The following is a 19,059-nucleotide window of genomic DNA, read 5'->3' as shown; positions in this document are numbered from 1 at the left end:
TTAAAAAACAAGCAATTTTGTAAATTTGCACACTATACCATGCTCAAATCAATTTTTTTGCTCAAAGAGGATTAAACAGCATGGATAAACCGTGAATAACGCCCAAAGAAAATGGATAATATTGAGCATGAAAACCTTATTTTTGATTCTGACAACCGCCGTTTTAACGGCATTTTTAGTCGCCTGCCAGCAACCGGAAAGCGACACCGCCCCTGCGCCTCAAAAACAGACCGAACTGCTTATTTACAGCGGCATCACGATGGTTCGTCCACTGCAAAAACTGGCCGATGAATTTAGTGCCCAACACGGTGTCCAAATTAAAATCATTCAAGGCGCTTCCGGTTTCATTCTCGACACCCTAAAAAAGCAGCAGAATGGCGACATCTATTTTCCCGGTTCAGCTAATTTTAGAAAAAAAACTGCCAATAAAGACCTATTCGTCGACTACGCTTTCGTCGGCTATAACCGACTCGCGTTAATTGTTCCGAAAGGCAACCCAAAACAGCTCAGCGCAGATGTAACACAACTTACTAACCCTGAACTTTCGGTCGTCATCTCATCACCGGAAGCCAGTTCCGTTGGCCGCGCCACCAATGAGCTGTTAAAAAAAATGAATATCGAAAACCTCGTATTTGAAAATATCACCTATTTCACCACCGACTCGCACCTTATTTTTAACGCCATCCGGTCTGGTGATGCCGACCTCGCCGTTAACTGGTATGCCACCAGTAAGTGGCCCGAATCGACACCATTCATGGACGCACTCATTATCGATGAAAACCTCTCTCCAAAACGTCATTTAGAGCTTAATCGCCTGCGCTACTCAACAAATCCGGAGTTAGCTCTGGAATTTATGCGCTACGCCAGCTCGGCGCACGGCTTACAGACCTTTGCCGACTTTGGTTTTCTAACTCAAGACGAATTGGCGTATTTTCTTGAGCACCCTCCGCAAATCCTTCCGGCGAGCAAATAGATGAAATCCAAATACCAAACTCAGAGCAAGAGTCATTCAGCGGTAAGACACACCGGCATTAATTTGATTTTGCTCTTAGTCATTTTTATTGTCGGTTTAGGCTCACAAACCCTGCTTAATTTCCGTATCTCCGACTACATCAAAGAACTGGATTGGCAAGTACGCAATGCCGAAGTGGAAAATCTGCTGGGCCAAGAAATCATTTTGGAAATTCACAAAATCGAATCCAACTTTTTTCAGATGTCCGCCTTTCCAAACAAACACCTACGCCGAATCATCAATGCCGAAATCGATGAAAGCGAAGAAGAAATTGAGCACGTACTCAGCGTTCTTAATCATGGAGGTAACTTCAAACACAACTTGGACTTAAACCTTCCCAATACCAACGAACAAGAAGAAGTGCTGACGTACACTCCAAGTGTCGAAAATGCGTTTTCCTTTACTGCCGCCGACATCTTGCCAAAGGTTCAGGTCATTAATAGAAAACTCAACCAGCTGAATACCGTTATGGATAAGCTTGATCAATACCGTTTGAGCAACGACCCGAGACTCGCAGAAACCCTATCGGAATTGAAACTGGACGTTAAACTGTTCAAGCCGATATTTCATCGTATAAAAGAAGATGCTAACCACATCATCTATTTAAACAAAAGCAACTTTGGCGAAATCCGCGCCAAGGTGTCCGAACAAAAGCGCTTCTACAACAATGTCCAAATTTCATTAACCCTGTTTTTACTTATTTTTGGTCTACTCTCTTTCTGGGCGTTAAGTCGAAACATCCATCGCAGTTCAATCGCCGTTGATAATAGTCGCGATTACACACAAGACATTCTTAATTCGCAGCAAAACATTATCATCGTTAACGACGGCGAAAAAATCATCGATGCCAGCGGAGGTTTTTTTGCTTTTTTTGCCGAATACCAAACCCTAGAGGACTTCTCTAGAGACTACAGTTGTATCTGCGACCTATTTGTTGAAGCACCTGGCTTCGTCTATAAATTCAAAGATAAAAATTGGATCGAGTACTTACTGGAAAACCCACAAAAACTGCATAAAGCGAAAATCCGCTATCTAGGTTCCGAGCGTACTTTCCAACTACACGCACAAAAATCGATTAAATATCAACGCTATATTGTCTCGCTAGTCGATATTTCCGAGCTGGAAAGCATTAACAGTGACCTGCAACTACAGAAAAACCGCGCACTCTATGCCACCAAATCAAAAGGCGAATTTCTTGCGAATATGTCACATGAAATCCGCACCCCGCTCAATGCCATACTCGGCTTTATTGACTTATTAAAAGACAAAAAACTCGATCGCGAAAGCCATAAATATCTGGACACTATTTCGCAATCTAGCCACACCCTGCTGGGCATCATCAACGACATTCTCGATCTCAGCAAAATTGAGAACGGGAAACTGATTATCGACCAAAACGACTTTTCGCCACAAAAAGAATTCGGCAGTGTTGCCGACTTGTTTAAAGCGCGCTGCTCGGAAAAAAACATCTGTTTTAGCACACACCTTTCGGAACGTCTGCCGACTTCGATTCATTCTGATGCGTTACGCATTAAACAGGTGCTCACCAATCTACTGTCGAATGCGGTGAAATTTACCGAAAGCGGTAAAGCCATTGAGCTTAAAATTGACTACAACCCAGGCTGGCTGCGTATTTCCGTCTGCGACCAAGGGATTGGCATGACGCGAGAAGCGCAAGAAAGGATTTTTGAGGCCTTCACCCAAGCAGAAACCTCAACTACGCGCACCTATGGCGGTACAGGTCTTGGCTTAACCATCAGTTCGCGCTTGGTGACCATGTTAGGTGGCACGCTTAAAGTCACCTCCAAGCTTGGTGAGGGCAGCACTTTCTATTTTAGTATTCCGGTACAAGCAGGCTCCAGCGAAGTCACGCCACCCCCGCCAACGCAGGGCACAGAACAGCAACAATTTAGCGGAAATATTTTGCTGGTCGAAGACAATCAAACCAACCAGATGTTGATGAAAGCAATCCTCAAAAAATTCAACTTAAGTTGCACTCTGGCTTGTGACGGGCTCGAGGCGGTGGAAGCGGTTAAAACCCAACAATTTGACCTAATCTTAATGGACGAAAACATGCCGAATCTAAACGGCATCGAAGCAACCAAACAGATTCGCGCCTATGAACAGGAAAATCAACTCCCTGCGCAAAACATTGTGGCCTTAACCGCCAATGCGATGATTGGCGACCGTGAACGCTTTATTCAAGCCGGGATGAATGAGTATTTAACCAAGCCGATAAATATTGGCGAATTACAAAAGATATTCAACGCCTTTCTTACCGTGCAAAAAACAAACTAACCGCGGGGATGATGTTGCTGATGCAAACTTTGTAAACGCGCCTTAGCGACATGCGTATAAATTTGCGTAGTCGATAAATCACTGTGACCCAAGAGCATCTGCACACTGCGTAAATCTGCGCCATGATTCAAAAGATGCGTCGCAAACGCGTGACGCAGTCCATGCGGCGATAAATCACTAAAAATACCCACTGATTCTGCCAGATTACGCACCCTATGCCATAAAGTCTGACGCGTCATTGGCCGCCCTAAACGCGACACAAACAGCGTTTTTACCCGCTTATTTCCGACCAATTCAGCACGCGCTTGCTGCAAATAAGTTTGCAACCACTCTGCCGCTTCCTCACCAATCGGGACAATCCGCTCTTTTGCCCCCTTGCCGACAACCTGCACCATGCCTGCATTAAGATTCAATTGTTCAAAAGGCAGCTCCACCACTTCAGACACTCGCAACCCAGAAGCGTACATCAGCTCTAAAATCGCGCGATCACGGACGCCTAAAGCGGTGCCTAAATCAGGGGCTTGCAACAAGCTCTCTATCTGCGCTTCGCTCAACACCTTCGGTATTTTACGCACTGCTTTGGGTGCAACCATCTGATCCACAGGATTCGATTGCACTCTCTTCTGCTGCTGAGCCCAAGCATAGAACCGCTTTACCGAACTGAGCAAACGCGCATTCGAAGCGGCTTTACATTCATCACTTAATTGCAGCATAAAGGCTTCAAGCTGCACATTTTGCAATGTCTGCCAAGCCAACGATTGTGCCTGCAACCAATGGCTAAATTTGCGCAAATCCGCACGATAAGCCGCCAAAGTGTTGGCGCTCAGCCCCTGATTAAACTGTAAAAAATGCAAAAACTCGGCCAAAGGCAATGAGGATGACATACACGGCTCCAATCAATCAACCGCAAAAGTATAACAACTAAAAACTGCAGCAATAAAAAAACCCCGCTGGACAAATCCAGCAGGGTTTTTTCGGACAAACAAGACTTTATAAAAAAGCCGCGGTTTGTAAGGCCTATACCTTTTCTTTGATACGTGCAGATTTACCTGAACGATCACGAAGATAGTATAGTTTCGCACGACGAACCGCACCACGACGCTTAACAGTAATGCTGTTAACCAGTGGACTGAATGTCTGGAAAGTACGCTCTACACCAACACCGTGTGAAATTTTACGTACGATAAAGTTAGAGTTGATACCACGATTTTTCTTCGCGATAACCACACCTTCATAAGCCTGAAGACGTTCGTTTTTACCTTCAACAACTTTAACTTGAACAACAACTGTATCACCTGGTGCAAACGCAGGGATTTCTTTCGTCATTTGTTCCGCTTCAATTTTTTTAATGATATCGCTCATTTTAAGCTTCTCCATTGGTGGCTCGAATCAATTGAGCCGCAGGGATTTTGTCCCTGTTAATTTTATCCAACTTTAAAAACGTGCAAGACGCCAGAGGTTGAATCCGAATTGTTGCTCTTTTTACCCAAAGAGCGCGATTTATTTATTCAATAAATCTGGGCGTCGCTGCGCAGTACGCAACAACTTTTGTTCTTGTCGCCAAGCGGCAATTTTCGCGTGATTGCCATTTAACAGAACTTCCGGAACGCGCATTCCAGCAATTTCTTCCGGCCTCGTATAGTGCGGGCAATCCAACAAACCATCCGAAAACGAATCCTGCTCTGCAGATTGCGCATGTCCTAACGCACCCGGAATCAAACGTATCACCGAATCCATCAACATCATCGCCGGCAACTCGCCACCACTGACGATAAAATCGCCAATGCAAATTTCTTCATCCACTTCAGATATCAACAAACGCTCATCAATACCTTCATAACGACCGCACAACAAAACGATAGATTCCAGCTCAACCAACTGAGCGACTTTCGCTTGCGTCAAAGGGGCGCCTTGTGGTGAAAGATACACCACATGTGGCTTACTGACTTGCTCTTGCCGAATGGCGTCCAACGTCTCTTTTAACGGTTGGTAGAGCATCACCATTCCCGGACCACCGCCATAAGGACGGTCGTCTACGGTTTGATGACGGTCGTGAGTAAATTCACGTGGGTTCCAAGTTTTCAGCTGGTACAAGCCGTTTTGGATAGCGCGGCGGCTAACTCCAGATTCGGTCAGCGCACTGAACATTTCCGGAAAGAGGGTGATGACATCAAATTTCACTCGCTCTGCTCGTCCTCGTCAACCAGCCAATCGACCTTAATCAACTTATTTGTCGTATCAATATCGAGAATAAAGCGCTCCATCACAAATGGAATCAGCACCTCTCGATCACCCTGCACGCGCAAAACATCGTGCGCGCCGGTTTCGATTAGATTGACTACCGAGCCCAGATTATCCCCTTCAAGGTTAACCACTTGGCAGCCGATTAAATCAACCCAAAAAAATTCATTCTCGTTTTGTTGCAAAGCATCTCGGTCAATCGCGATAGGACAACCCATAAATTCGCGAGCCATATCACGCTCAGTAATCAAATCGAGTTTGGCCACAAGTGCTTTTCCGCCTTGCTGACCTTTGAAGCCTTCAACTTTGACTTCGCGCCACTCGCCTTGGTATTGAATCCACCACGGCGAATAACTAAAAATATTTTCACGAGGCTCAGTGTCTGAGTAAATTTTTACCCAGCCATGAACCCCGAAAACACCATTAATCTGGCCGACAGGCAGTAAATTATCTGGAACAGAAGGCATGTTTACTCCCCGTCAAACTGGATTAAATGTTTTTCAGAGCGCTCTTAACGCGATCAGAAAGTTGTGCACCTTGTGCAACCCAGTGGTCAACACGCGCCTGATCAACACGTAGCTTTTCTTCGCCACCACGTGCAACAGGGTTATAGAAACCAATCTGTTCGATGAAACGACCAGTTGACGTGAAACGTTGGTCAGCAACAACTAGCTTGTAAAACGGACGCTTTTTAGAACCACCACGGGCTAAACGGATAACTACCATAATATATTTCCTTGTTTTAATCAGGCGATGAGCGGAAAACCACTCAACAAATTCTTCTTTGTTTTAACTGTCTTGACGGTGCCTACACCCCCAGAAACAGGAAAGCCGCGATTATAAAGAAACCGCGGCCTGATTTCAAGCAATTTCACCAAGCGTTTCTCTAGGATTAAAAATCATGCAAAAACAAACGCTTAGCGAAACGCTGCTAAACCTTAACGCATCCCTGGTGGGAGTCCGCCACCCATCCCGCCCATACCGGGAGGTAGTTTTCCGCCCAAACCGCGCAACATATTCTTCATGCCACCCTTAGAGACTTTTTTCATCATTTTCTGCATTTGAGTAAACTGTTTCAGAAGTTTATTCACATCTTGTACCGACGTCCCTGACCCCATCGCAATTCGACGTTTGCGAGAGCCTTTAATCACTGCTGGGAAACGGCGTTCCTGCGGCGTCATCGAATGAATCATCGCCGCCAACCGACTGAACTCTTTTTCCGCAACCGCATTATCCACTTGGCCTTTTAGCTGACCCATCCCCGGAATCTTACCGAGCATTCCGCCAATGCCGCCCATATTATTAATCTGCTGGAGTTGCTCCAAAAAGTCTTCTAAATCAAACTGTCCGGATTTCTGCAACTTTTGCGCAAACTTTTCGGCTTTTTGTTTATCGATTTTCGCTTCTGCTTCTTCGATAAGACTCAGTACATCGCCCATTCCCAAAATACGCCCGGCCATGCGCTCTGGATGAAACGGTTCAAGCGCATCGGTCTTCTCACCGGCACCTAAAAACTTAATCGGTTTACCAGTGATTTCACGAATCGACAGCGCGGCACCACCGCGGGCATCGCCATCGGTTTTGGTCAAAATGACCCCTGTCAACGGCAAAGCATCATTAAAGGCTTTCGCGGTATTAGCGGCATCCTGACCGGTCATGGCATCAACCACAAACAGGGTTTCGACCGGTTTAATTGCCGCGTGCAAATGCTGGATTTCACCCATCATCGCATCATCAATGTGCAGACGACCTGCGGTATCCAAAATCAATACATCAGCAAAGCGTTTACGCGCTTCGGCGTGCGCATTCCGCGCGATGTCCACCGGATCTTGTTCGGCACTGGACGGGAAAAAATCAACACCAATTTGAGCAGCCAAGGTTTCTAACTGCTTGATTGCCGCCGGACGATAAACATCCGCCGAAACCACCATGACTTTTTTCTTTTCACGCTCGGTTAGCCATTTCGCCAACTTAGCGACCGACGTGGTTTTCCCCGCGCCCTGCAAACCGGCCATCATAATGACCGCAGGTGGCTCAACATTAAAATTAAGCGGCGATGCGGCATCACCCATCACCGCAGTCAACTCATCTTTTACAATTTTAATAAACGCTTGCCCAGGGTTTAGGCTTGTCGAAACCTCTTGTCCAATGGCACGTTCTTGTACTTTTGCGACAAACGACTTGACCACCGTCAGCGCCACGTCCGCTTCCAATAAAGCACGACGCACATCACGCAAAGCATCTTTAATATTCGATTCTGTTAAACGCCCTTGGCCTTTTAGCGACTTTAACGTGCGGTTTAAACGATCGGATAAATTATCAAACATTTTTTCTCCCACTCAGTTGTGACCTACCCGCACTAAATTGAGACTTTCCTAGATTTAGTGAGGCGAAAACTGACTTGCGCCAAAGCGGCGCTCTTCTATTCAAAAAACAATTCCGCTATTATAAACAATTCGTGCATTCAATTTATGCTCCGATAAAAACAGTTTCATTTTTACTTGGCGAGAATCAATCACGGCAATCGGTAATAACAACAGTTAGCCAAGCCAATGGGGTATCGTTTGGGTTTATTCAACAAAGGATTTGTATGATTATTAGCGGTTTCAGTGCCTTAGTCGCCAGCTTACTGTACCTCTTTGTAAGTCTTCTAATTTGGCGCAAAATACGCTTTGTTGACCAACTGAAGCCGAATTTTCAACGCAAACGAATTCTGACTTTGGCCGCTGTGGCGGCATTATTACACCTTGTTTCTTTAAGCCAAACGCTCTGGCAAGGCTATTTTGTCTTCAACTTTGCCAACGCATTATCAATGATTGCCCTGCTCGGCAGTTTAATTTTGCTCTATCTCAACCGCAAAATGGCGTGCGAAACCTTGGGTATATTCATCTTCCCATTTGCCGCGTTTACCACCATCTTGCCGATTGGTTTTAACGAACACATTCAAATGCCGTTAGAAATCGGTAGCCATGTCTTAATTTCGATTGCCGCCTACAGCATTTTAGGCATCGCCACCGCCCAAGCCATTTTATATTCACTGCAAGAAAAACGTTTCCGCAAACGCCAGCTCTCCAACCTAATGCGTGCTTTACCGCCGTTACAGCAGATGGAAAGCCTAATGCTCAAACTGGTGATGATTGGCTTTGTCTTACTCAGTTTTGCGCTGATCAGCGGTATTTTCTTTGTCGAAGACCTGTTTGCGCAACATCTGATTCATAAAACCTTTTTTGCCTTTTTATCTTGGTTCGTCTACGGCTGGTTTATTATCGGACATTATCGTTCCGGATGGCGCGGACAAACGGCCGTACGCTTTATTATCTGGGCTTATGCACTGTTGATTTTGAGCTTTATCGGGACCGAAGTGATACTGTATCTGCTGTATGGCGGCGAATAAAAATCCGCCATCAGTGGGGATTATGCTTTTTTCACAAACCATAAAAACGTATAATCGCAGACTCTAATTCATAACCGTATTGAACGCCTTTGAACTCTCTAGATGTCTCTGCCCTGTTTGGGATTCTTGTCCTGCTGATCATTCTATCGGCACTTTTTTCCAGCTCCGAAACCAGCATGATGGCGCTTAACCGCTATCGCTTAAAGCATAAGGTTAAATCCGGGCATAAGGGCGCGATTCGCGCACAAAAGCTGTTAGAAAAACCTGACCGCTTGCTTGGCGTCATTTTGCTTGGCAACAATTTTGTCAACATTTTCGCCTCATCAGTTGCCACCATTATCGCCATGAAACTGATTGGCGAGGCGGGCATTGCGCTAGCCGCCGGCTTGCTCACGATGGTGGTATTGGTTTTTGCCGAAGTCGCACCCAAAACCTTGGCGGCACTCTATCCTGAAAAAATCGCTTATCCGGCTGCGTATATTTTAACGCCGCTGCTGAAAGTCTTGTCGCCGATAGTCTGGATGGTCAACTTTTTTGCCAACGGTTTTCTACGTCTGTTTCGCATCAATGTCAGTCATCACGACGACGACCACGCGCTCACTTATGAAGAATTGCAAACGCTCATTAACGAAGCCACCAGCCAACTGCCTGCGCACTATCGTTCAATGCTCAATTCGGTGCTGCAACTGGAAACCGTAACCGTTGAAGATGTCATGGTACCCAAACAAGAAATCTATGCTATCGACATCGACCAGCCGTTTGAAGACATTCTTAAAGATCTGCAAAAGTCTCCATACACCCGCGTGCCAATTTATCGAGGCTCACTGGATGAAGACCTTATTGGCATCCTTAATCTTCGCCGCGCCCTGCCGGTGCTGATGCGCAGCGACGTCTCCTTAAAAGACATCGTCAAACTCATTCGTCCGGCGTACTTTATTCCGGAACAAACGCCACTCAGCACTCAATTAGGTAAGTTCAACAACAAAAAACGCCGTATGGCGCTGATTGTTGATGAGTACGGAGACTTACAAGGCCTGCTCACCGTTGAAGACTTACTTGAAGAAATTGTCGGTAAGCTATCTACCGATGCTAAGTCCAAGCCCGTTCAAGAGGCTGTTGCAGTCAACGAGGATGGCAGTTGGCGTATTAGTGCCTCAGAGTTTATTCGTGAACTGAACAAAGACCACGATTTAGACTTACCGACAGATGGGCCAAAAACCATTAACGGCCTAATCCAAGAAATTATGGAAATGATTCCACCTGTCGGCACCTGTATTCGAGTTGAGGACAACTATATTTTGGAAGTCACCAAAATCTCTAAAAATGCCATTGAAGAAGTCCGCTTAACTTTCTACACGAACAAACGATTAAGACACACCACCCATGATTAATTTTGTATTCAACCAGCCAAGTCAATGGCAACAACTCAAAAACGGCATTCGCCAACTGGCCAAATCAGAAATTCTCGCGCGCTTTGAACAAGTCGGCTTTGAACAGAAAGCCGACGGCTCACTGCTCACCGAGGCTGACACTGAAATGCAAAAACAAACCCAGCGTTTTCTAGCGCGCAACTGGCCTGAGTTTGCGTTTCTGGGCGAGGAAATGAGTTTAGAACAGCAGAAAAAAGCTTTGTGCAGCCCACAAGGCTGCTGGATTCTCGACCCAGTGGACGGCACCAGTAATTTTGCTAGTGGCATTCCGGTATACGCCGTCTCACTGGCGCTGATGATGAACGGAGAACTGGTGGCAGGCTTAGTCTATGACCCAGACCGCGATGAAATGTTTGCGGCACGCTTGGGTCAAGGCGCAGAATTAAATGACCAACGCTTGGTTGCACAAACCCCAAAACGCTTATTAAAACAGACTAGCGGGATTATCGATTTTAAACGCCTGACCCCTGAACTGGCTTTCCAAATCATCCAAGATAATCCGTATGCCTCACAACGCAGTTTCGGTTCGGTCGCACTGGACTGGGCATGGCTGGCGGCAGGACGTGGCCACATCTACATCCACGGCTCGCAAAATATTTGGGATTATGCAGCAGGACTGTTGATTCTGACCGAAGCCGGCGGCAAAAGCTGCACTCTGGAGGGCGAAGCCGTGCTGCTGCCGCAAATCAAAAAACGCTCGGCGGTCGCGGCCACGACGCCAGAACTGTTCAAACAATGGGCCGATTATCTTAAAATCTAAGCAAACGCCATTCAAAAGCGATTGATAAAACAATACAGCATTGCGCGAACCAAACTCAATAACGCCACACCAACTGGCCGCTAAAAATATCTACCTTAGCGGCATATTCACCGACTAAAAAATGCACATCATCGGTTGTGTAATTAACCGGCGCTGGCTCGCCTCGCAAATAACTGTACGCCAAATCCATTTTCAACGATTTACTGACTTGATAACCCAAACCGACCGAATACCAGGTGCGTTTTGAATCCGGTGTCCGCGGGCTACGGCTCTGCGCATCAGGCACTGGTGTATGGTCAATCGCGAAACCGGTACGCCAAGTCAAACTCGGCGAACTGTGATACAGCGCGCCAATCGAATAACGCCAAGCATCTTGAAAATTTTGGCGAGAGTTCAATGCTTCTTGTTCCGAATCAAACTCAATGACTAGCTCTTTGAACTGACGCCACTCGGTCAAGGTCGCATCAGCAAGAAGCGCAACCTTATCACCCAATCCTTGCTTAACACTGAGCATTGTCGTGGCAGGCAAATTCACGGTTGAGCTTAATCCATATGAACCATTTTCGACATTCACCAAACTGTAGGCAATATCCGTAAGACCACGATAAGTAATCTCGCCCTGTGCAGCATGACGCACTGTCGAGCGATACGCCAAACCAATAGTGGTGCTATCGGTAGGCGTCAACATAATCCCTAAGTTGTAACCAAAGCCAATGCTGTCAGCCTGCGCAAAAGCATCACCATCTACTGCGCCGCCATTTAGCGTTAAATTATTGTTCATTTTCTGGCTAAGAATCAGATCGACATACTGCACATTCGCACCAGCGCCAAACGCGAGCCAAGGCGTGATCTGCTTGGCGACCGCAGGATTCAGATTGACTGTTTTCAAATCGGTCTCAACCGCATGATAACGCCCGACCCAATTCTCGTCATACAACAGATGCGAACCATAAGGCACATTCACCCCAAAACCAAAATCCACGTCACGGTAATGCGTTTTCCAAAAGAAATTTGGCACGGCGCCAAGCTGTGCGCCATCGTCATTCGCGCCAGTTAACGCACCGCCGCTAAGACCAATCGCACCCAATAAGCCTCCAGCAGCCGGCAGCGGCGATTCACGATAACTTCCACTGTCAGCAAATGCCAATTGCGGCGCAATGACATGCAAAGCGCCAACAAACTGACGGCCCTTAATTTGCGTTAAACCGGCCGGGTTAAACCACATCACACTGGCGTCTTCCGCATTCGCGGCGGCACCAGCATAAGACAGCCCCTGTCCGCTAGCACTTTGCTCAATCAGAGCAAAACCGGACGCCTGTACGGTAAAAGGAAGCAAAGCAGTGATAAAGAAAAAAGCCTTTGAATCTAGCATGGTAATAATACGTATCTTATTGTTTTTGTTAAATTTTTCCGAGACGTATTTTACCAGTTAAGACTTAATTAAAAGATTAAATAGATTAGGGAAAGAATAAGAACTTAAGATGAGCATTAAGCCTTATCTCAAAAAGTACAATGATTTCTAGTAGCGCACAAAAAAGCCCCGCTGTATTGCAGGGCTTGTAGAAAATAATAAAACGACCGTTTGATTATTATTTAATGGTTGAATCATCTGACACTGAAACTGAAGTGCCGCCAGTCGCTAAGAAACTGGCCATCGCTTCTTGCATTGTTTGAGTGACTAATTGATCATCCTCATCGCTCGGAATCAAAATCGAACCATGATAACCGTCGGTAAATTTCATCACACCTAATTGACCCTCTACAGCGCCAGATCCGGTGAGCTCATTTAACCCTTGTAACCTAATCCAAGGATTGGTTCCGGCTAGTGGCGCCATTGGCACACTGTTCGGAATTGTTTGATCCGGTAGATTGTCGCCACCGTCACCAACCACTTCAAACAACAGCGTCGGATTAGTCAATTCGGTTACATAGTTAAGCGGGTCTGCGGTTTCAACCACCGTCTGCGCCGCTAACAAAAATTGCTGATATTCTGCACTAGGAACCTGAATGCCATTTGCCGCTAAACCTGCCGCAATTTCAGGCGCATAATTTGACGAACCCGATAATAGATAAGCCATTTGCAGACCCGGCATGGCATAGACCGCTTCATCTGCGGGCTCAATGCTTTGGTATATCCCACCGACCATCGCACCTAATGAATGGCCGACAAAGGAAATTTGCGTGCTATCCAATAAACCATTTGAATTCCAATTCTCAATCGCGGAACGTAATTGCATTAAATCCGCGACCGCCTGTCTCAAGTTATCACGCGTCACCACTAAGTGGCTCAAATTAATGAAATGACGCCCAGAGGAATCCACAGACGCATCTGGTGCCGCCGCCGTGACATTACCATTTTCATCTTCGCTGACATAATTCACATCAAAGGTACGTTCACTCACATCTTGAATGCGTAAAGCCGCTAAAGCGCTTTGTGGAGTAATTCCATGCAACGGCAGATCAATCGCGACCGCGGCAAAACCGGCTGCAGCAAGCCGATCCGCAATGGTCAGTAAATTACCGCGATTTTGCGTAATTCCGTGTTGGAAAATAACCACTGGCCAACCGTTACTACCGTCTGGCAAATCAGCCTTTGGCACCGACATAAGCACAGGAACCGTTTGCGTGAAATTAACCGTCGGATTGGGGTTGTACTGTGTCAGCAAAGAATCACCCACCCCTTTCCAAAAAGTATTCAAAGGCGCAATCGGGTTTGTCTGTGATGGTGCGGCACCGTAGTACGGTAACTTTAAAGTACCGGCATAAATTTGCGCTAAACCAGCGCCTTGGAAGGCGCTTGTATCCACTCCAGCATTACCCAAGATTAAACTGGTATTCGCGGCTTCAGCAACTTGCTCTGATAGGGTGTGCAACACCTCGCCAATAGACTGCGTAGTAAAACTCCACAAGGCATTGATATCGTCCTCGCCAATCGCAGCCAACTGCGCGCGCGTCAGCTGACGTAAAGGCTCTAACTCTGCATAAGCCGTACCGACCAACGACTCACTGCCGCTTAAAGCTTTATAGAAAAAGCTCTTTGCCAACGGCTGTTGCTCGCTATCAAGCATATCGTTATCAACGGTCACCACATAAGTTGATTTCGAGGCCAACGGCTTAAGTGGAACAATCGCAATATTGGTTTGCGAACTGCTTGCGGCGGTCACCGCAGGAATATAATCCACACCCAAAACGAGTTTTTTAGATACCTCATACCCGGCTTGACCTAGCGTCAATTGATAAAGATTAATCCCGGCTTCCAACACATCTGGAATTTGATTTGACTGAGCATCACTCATATCCAACAAGGCATTGACTTTGAAGGTAATCGGCGCGGAGGTCGAAAAGCCGTCAATCGCATTCATCGCAACACGAGGATCTGCGTAATTAGCTGGATCATCAACTGGAATATTTAAAGTACCGTCTTTACTTCCTGAAAACAAAGCGTCATGCGGAAATGGAATATCACTCAAGGCAAAATTCATAACGACAAAATTAGCCGTTTCCGCCTTAACCGTATCGAGCGTAATATCTTGATCGGTCCCGCCGCCGCAACCGCCCAGTAACATCGTACCGGTTAGCAACGCGGTAGCCAGAGCGCCTTTCTTAAAACGAGAAAATGAGGTAACTAACATAACGGCTCCTTAATAATTCCACACCAATTGCGCACTAACGATATCGACTTTAGTATCAAAAGATCCTTGCAGTACATGCACGCCGGTATCGGCGCTGACCGCTTCAATCTGCTCAGTTCCGCCCCATAGATGGCTATAGGCGAAATCAATTCTTAGATCTTTATTCCACTGATAACCAGCACCGAACGATAGCCAAACTCGGTCGCTATCAGGGATTCGCGGTGTGCGCAATTCAGCATTTGGAATTGGAGTTTGATCGTAAGCGACGCCTGTACGAAGAATCCATTGTGGAGAATATTGATAGGTCGCACCGACAGAATAACGCATGACATCTTTCCATTCTTCCGGTTGCACGGAATCTTCTTTATTATCAAACTCGATACGAAGTTCATCGAAACTTGACCATCCGGTCCAAGTCGCATCGGCGAGAAGATTCATTTTGTCATTAAACGGATAGACCAAACTCAAGGAGGCACTCGCCGGCAGCGTCACCGTCGATTCAATGCCTTGGTCTTCAAAAGGCATGGCGGTAAAGTCGGCATCACCGGTCGCATGATGTTTAATTTGTGAACGATAACTGAAGCCGATATTCGCTCCGTTATCCAGATCATACAAAAAACCGAAGTTAAAACCGAAACCAACGCCATCTGCTTGCAGATCGACATAACCGTCGTTCTGCTGATCACCCAAATCCACTTTTTGGGTTAAGTTCACGTCGATATATTGAATGTTTAAACCCGCACCGAAACTGACTTGTGGATGCAGCTTAACTGCAAAAGCTGGGTTGATGTTGATGGTTTTGGTGGAAGTATAAACCGCATGGTAACGCCCGACCCAATCCTGGTCATAATCGATACTGGAACCAAATGGCACATTCACACCAAGCCCGACATCAATATCTTGGTACTTTCCTTTCCAGTAGAAGTTCGGCACAAAACTCGTTTTTGCACCATTGTCAGCATCACCGACAATCAGATTGTCCTCGCTCAGAATATAAGAACCGTTATTGGTAAATTCGGCCGATGGCACTATGACATGCCCCGCAGCAATCAACTGATTGCTTTTAATCTTGGTCAAACCGGCCGGGTTAAACCACATAATACTGGCGTCCTCAGCACTGGCCGCGGCACCGGCATAAGAAACACCTTGCCCACTGGCGCTCTGCTCAATTAAGGCAAAACCGGATGCGCTAACAGACAAGGGGGCAAAACTCAGTGCAGCCCATAACAGTTTTGTGTGCGATACTCTCATTTTTTCTCTACTCCACGCGGTAAACCGACTCATTCTAGCAATCCAAGAAGGAACGACTCGCTAATTCCACTTGCAGGCCTATAGATATTTTTTATCTTCTACTGAAAGCCTTAAATTAAAGTGCATCTAAAGCTTGCTGCAAAGTTTTCACCCCAATGATATCCATCCCCGGAATACCGCCTTTAGGCACATTTCCATAAGGCACTATTGCGCGAGTAAACCCATGCTTTGCCGCTTCAAAAAGGCGTTCTTGACCACTGGGCACAGGGCGAATTTCACCCGCAAGCCCAACTTCACCAAAAACAATCACGCCGTGATCAATTGCGCGGTTACGCATACTCGACAAAATCGCACTCAGCAAAGCGAGGTCGGCACTGGTCTCAAACACCTTAACCCCTCCGACCACATTCACGTAGACATCTTGATCGCCGGCTTGAATCCCGCCGTGACGATGCAAAACGGCCAGCAACATCGCTAAGCGATTTTGCTCCAATCCAACCGTCACACGCTTAGGTGCGCCATAGGGAGATTCATCCACCAAAGCCTGAATTTCAACCAACAGCGGCCGCGAACCTTCCCAAATCACCATCACCACAGAACCTGGTGAAGCTTCTTCGCCACGACTTAAGAAAATTGCCGATGGATTTTTTATCTGGCGCATCCCTTTTTCTGTCATCGCAAACACACCTAATTCGTTCACCGCTCCAAAGCGATTCTTCATGGCGCGTAAGGTACGAAAGCGACTGTCTGACTGGCCTTCTAAAAACAGCACACTGTCAACAATATGTTCTAAAACCCGTGGCCCGGCGACTTCGCCAGACTTGGTGACATGGCCGACTAAAAAAATAGCGATATTATTTTGCTTGGCAAAACGGGTTAAAAAAGCCGCGCTTTCACGCACTTGCGAAACACCTCCGGCGGCACTACCAACGTCAGCCAACTGCATCGTCTGAATCGAATCAACCACCATCACCTTTGGCAACTCTTTCTGTGCTGCAATCGCAATTTCTTCGACGTCAGTTTGCGTTAATAAACGCAACTGCTCATCAGGTAACTCCATGCGCTTTGCACGTCCTGCCACCTGTTGCAAAGACTCTTCGCCTGTAACATACAGCACATTCATCTGCGTACTTAAATAACACATCACTTGCAGCAAAATCGATGATTTGCCAACCCCAGGATCCCCGCCAATCAACACCACAGACCCTGGAACAATGCCGCCACCAAGTACTCGATCAAGCTCGCTCATGCCAGAATGAACTCGCGGCACCTCGGATAAGTCAACATCCTTAATCGAACGGACTTGGGCATCAAAGCCGCCAGAATAACTACTGCTTGAACTTTTAGCGGTTTTTTTAGCACTGCTTAACGCGATTTCTTTGAGTGTATTCCACGATTTGCAGGCTTGACACTGTCCGGCCCATTGCGAGTATTCGGCACCGCAATCGGTACACACAAACGCGATTTTGCTTTTTGCCATTGGTCGTTCCCTAAGGTTTTTTATGAGGGGTCATTATAGCGTTTCCATGGGCCATACTCGGCTCTTGCGCCATCACCTTTGGATAAAGCTCGGCAAAACTTTTCGAACTGCCGCGTGACATCACTTTACGTACGTGCTCACGACTTAATTGTCGCGGCTCGGCCACTCCGCAAGAGTGCGCAATCGACTCCACCTCTGCAATCAGTGCCTTATGATAATTCGCCACACGATGCGCTTTTTTTGTCGGCACCAAGCCGCGTTGTAACCGTTGATTATGGGTTGTGATGCCGGTTGGACAGGTATCTTGATGACACTGCATCGCCTGAATACACCCCAAAGAGAACATAAAGCCGCGCGCCGAATTAATAAAATCCGCCCCAACGGCAATCGCCCATGCGACCGTGGTCGGGTTTATCAGTTTACCCGATGCAATCACTTTAATACGCGGACGTAATTGATACCGGTCTAATACATCAATCAGCATCGGTAAGGCCTCGTTAATTGATAAACCGACATCGTCCATCAAAGCAACCGGCGCCGAACCAGTCCCCCCCTCGGCACCATCTAAAGTGATAAAGTCTGGTGTCCCTGCGTCGCCATAAACCAATAAATCGGCACAGAAAGATTCAATCCAGCTCTTTGACCCCATTACAAACTTAAAGCCGACCGGTTTGCCGGTCACCTCACGCAAATGTTGCAACATCTGCAACAGCTCTTGGTTATTGGCAATATCCGGATGGCGGTTTGGACTAATCGAAATTTCACCCTGCCGAATACCACGAATCTCAGCAATTTCTCGCGTAACTTTGGCAGCGGGTAAAATCCCTCCTTTACCAGGCTTGGCACCTTGGCTTAACTTCAGCTCAAACATTTTGATCTGCTCGTGGGCGGCCATTTCGCGAAGCTTTTCATTACTCAAATTGCCATTCTTATCGCGAAACCCATATTTCGCCGTACCAATCTGCGCAATGATGTCGCACCCACTGGCCAAATGGTAGGAGGACACACCGCCTTCACCGGTATTAAGCCAGCAACCGGCGAGCTTCGCTCCTTGCCCCAACGCATCGACCGCCGGTTTAGAGAGAGCGCCATAACTCATACCCGAAATATTAAACAGCGATTGCGCTCGATAAGGGGTTTTACAGCCCTCGCCAATGATCATTGGCGGCGAACTAACGGCATCTTTTTCCAACATTGGGAAAGCACAATTCACAAACAGAATTTTTCCCGGATGGGTATTGTCGCGTGTCGAGCCAAAACTTTGTACTGTAGAGAGTCCTTTGGCAGCACGATACACCCAAGAGCGCTGCGCTCGATTAAACGGACGCTCGTCTTGATCAGCAGCAAACAGATATTGGCGCAAAAACTTGCCAAGGTATTCAAACAAATAACGAAAACGACCAATAACAGGGTAATTGCGTCGAATCGCGTGCTCGGTCTGAAAACGGTCTTGCAGATAAAACACAACCAACAACAGCAGCGCACAACCGACCGAAAAAACAAACAACAATGACATCCAGTGCAACACCCATTGCGCGGTTTCCATAAGACTGTGCATTTA

At 46.8% G+C, this 19,059-nt stretch carries 16 protein-coding genes; 5 read left to right on the top strand and 11 right to left on the bottom strand.

Translation table 11 applies throughout. The features are described from left to right. The first annotated feature begins 127 nt into the window (after nucleotides 1-127). Complete coding sequence (locus HRR27_RS03540; RefSeq protein WP_173270962.1) at nucleotides 128-973, top strand: substrate-binding domain-containing protein; 846 nt, start codon at nucleotides 128-130, stop codon at nucleotides 971-973. Next, nucleotides 974-3,310, top strand: a complete 2,337-nt coding sequence (locus tag HRR27_RS03535; RefSeq protein WP_173270960.1) for an ATP-binding protein — start codon at nucleotides 974-976, stop codon at nucleotides 3,308-3,310. Here the strand turns inward: HRR27_RS03535 and xerD are convergent. The 6 genes from xerD to ffh form a co-directional block, all read right to left on the bottom strand. Continuing rightward, nucleotides 3,307-4,194: a site-specific tyrosine recombinase XerD gene (gene xerD / locus HRR27_RS03530; protein WP_173270958.1), complete on the bottom strand. Its 888-nt coding sequence runs from the start codon at nucleotides 4,192-4,194 to the stop codon at nucleotides 3,307-3,309. The two genes, HRR27_RS03535 and xerD, sit on opposite strands and share 4 nt — an antisense overlap. A gap of 133 nt (nucleotides 4,195-4,327) precedes the next feature. Further along, a complete protein-coding gene (gene rplS, locus HRR27_RS03525) occupies nucleotides 4,328-4,672 on the bottom strand; it encodes a 50S ribosomal protein L19 (RefSeq protein ID WP_173270956.1) in 345 nt (114 codons plus the stop codon). Nucleotides 4,673-4,810: 138 nt separating this feature from the next. After that, nucleotides 4,811-5,491, bottom strand: a complete 681-nt coding sequence (gene trmD, locus HRR27_RS03520) for a tRNA (guanosine(37)-N1)-methyltransferase TrmD (RefSeq protein ID WP_173270953.1) — start codon at nucleotides 5,489-5,491, stop codon at nucleotides 4,811-4,813. Beyond that, entirely contained in the window at nucleotides 5,488-6,018 is a 531-nt protein-coding gene (gene rimM, locus HRR27_RS03515) for a ribosome maturation factor RimM (RefSeq protein WP_173270951.1), read from the bottom strand. Before rimM ends, trmD begins: the two co-directional genes overlap by 4 nt. 22 nt (nucleotides 6,019-6,040) lie before the next feature. Further along, nucleotides 6,041-6,277: a 30S ribosomal protein S16 gene (rpsP, locus tag HRR27_RS03510; protein WP_194240654.1), complete on the bottom strand. Its 237-nt coding sequence runs from the start codon at nucleotides 6,275-6,277 to the stop codon at nucleotides 6,041-6,043. A gap of 212 nt (nucleotides 6,278-6,489) precedes the next feature. After that, nucleotides 6,490-7,878 (bottom strand): signal recognition particle protein, encoded by a 1,389-nt coding sequence (gene ffh, locus HRR27_RS03505; protein WP_173270949.1) that lies wholly within the window; start codon nucleotides 7,876-7,878, stop codon nucleotides 6,490-6,492. Nucleotides 7,879-8,141: 263 nt separating this feature from the next. Here ffh and HRR27_RS03500 point away from each other — a divergent pair, with 263 nt between their 5' ends. The 3 genes from HRR27_RS03500 to HRR27_RS03490 all read left to right on the top strand — a co-directional run bounded on the left by HRR27_RS03500 (nucleotide 8,142) and on the right by HRR27_RS03490 (nucleotide 11,135). After that, a complete protein-coding gene (locus HRR27_RS03500; protein WP_173270946.1) occupies nucleotides 8,142-8,945 on the top strand; it encodes a cytochrome C assembly family protein in 804 nt (267 codons plus the stop codon). 89 nt (nucleotides 8,946-9,034) lie between these two features. After that, the gene (locus HRR27_RS03495; RefSeq protein ID WP_173270944.1) at nucleotides 9,035-10,336 is read left to right on the top strand and encodes an HlyC/CorC family transporter; all 1,302 of its coding nucleotides are present in this window, start codon (nucleotides 9,035-9,037) and stop codon (nucleotides 10,334-10,336) included. After that, nucleotides 10,329-11,135 carry an inositol monophosphatase family protein gene (locus tag HRR27_RS03490; RefSeq protein ID WP_173270941.1) on the top strand — a complete coding sequence of 269 codons (807 nt, stop codon included), beginning with the start codon at nucleotides 10,329-10,331 and terminating at the stop codon, nucleotides 11,133-11,135. Before HRR27_RS03495 ends, HRR27_RS03490 begins: the two co-directional genes overlap by 8 nt. 55 nt (nucleotides 11,136-11,190) lie before the next feature. On the opposite strand, the gene HRR27_RS03485 is transcribed toward HRR27_RS03490, so the two are convergent. The 5 genes from HRR27_RS03485 to HRR27_RS03465 form a co-directional block, all read right to left on the bottom strand. Continuing rightward, nucleotides 11,191-12,507, bottom strand: coding sequence for an OmpP1/FadL family transporter (locus HRR27_RS03485; RefSeq protein WP_173270939.1), 1,317 nt, complete (start codon nucleotides 12,505-12,507; stop codon nucleotides 11,191-11,193). 217 nt (nucleotides 12,508-12,724) lie between these two features. After that, nucleotides 12,725-14,767 (bottom strand): hypothetical protein, encoded by a 2,043-nt coding sequence (locus HRR27_RS03480; protein ID WP_173270937.1) that lies wholly within the window; start codon nucleotides 14,765-14,767, stop codon nucleotides 12,725-12,727. 9 nt (nucleotides 14,768-14,776) lie between these two features. Continuing rightward, nucleotides 14,777-16,018 carry an OmpP1/FadL family transporter gene (locus tag HRR27_RS03475; RefSeq protein WP_173270935.1) on the bottom strand — a complete coding sequence of 414 codons (1,242 nt, stop codon included), beginning with the start codon at nucleotides 16,016-16,018 and terminating at the stop codon, nucleotides 14,777-14,779. 115 nt (nucleotides 16,019-16,133) lie between these two features. Next, nucleotides 16,134-17,498 (bottom strand): DNA repair protein RadA, encoded by a 1,365-nt coding sequence (gene radA / locus HRR27_RS03470; protein WP_173270933.1) that lies wholly within the window; start codon nucleotides 17,496-17,498, stop codon nucleotides 16,134-16,136. Between the two features lie 10 nt (nucleotides 17,499-17,508). Beyond that, nucleotides 17,509-19,056 (bottom strand): FMN-binding glutamate synthase family protein, encoded by a 1,548-nt coding sequence (locus HRR27_RS03465; protein ID WP_243830876.1) that lies wholly within the window; start codon nucleotides 19,054-19,056, stop codon nucleotides 17,509-17,511. Nucleotides 19,057-19,059: the final 3 nt, after the last annotated feature.

Origin of the sequence: Thiosulfatimonas sediminis, from assembly GCF_011398355.1 — a bacterium.
In the GTDB taxonomy this organism is placed as follows: domain Bacteria; phylum Pseudomonadota; class Gammaproteobacteria; order Thiomicrospirales; family Thiomicrospiraceae; genus Thiomicrorhabdus; species Thiomicrorhabdus sediminis_A.
This window is presented reverse-complemented; position numbering and strand designations above follow the sequence as displayed.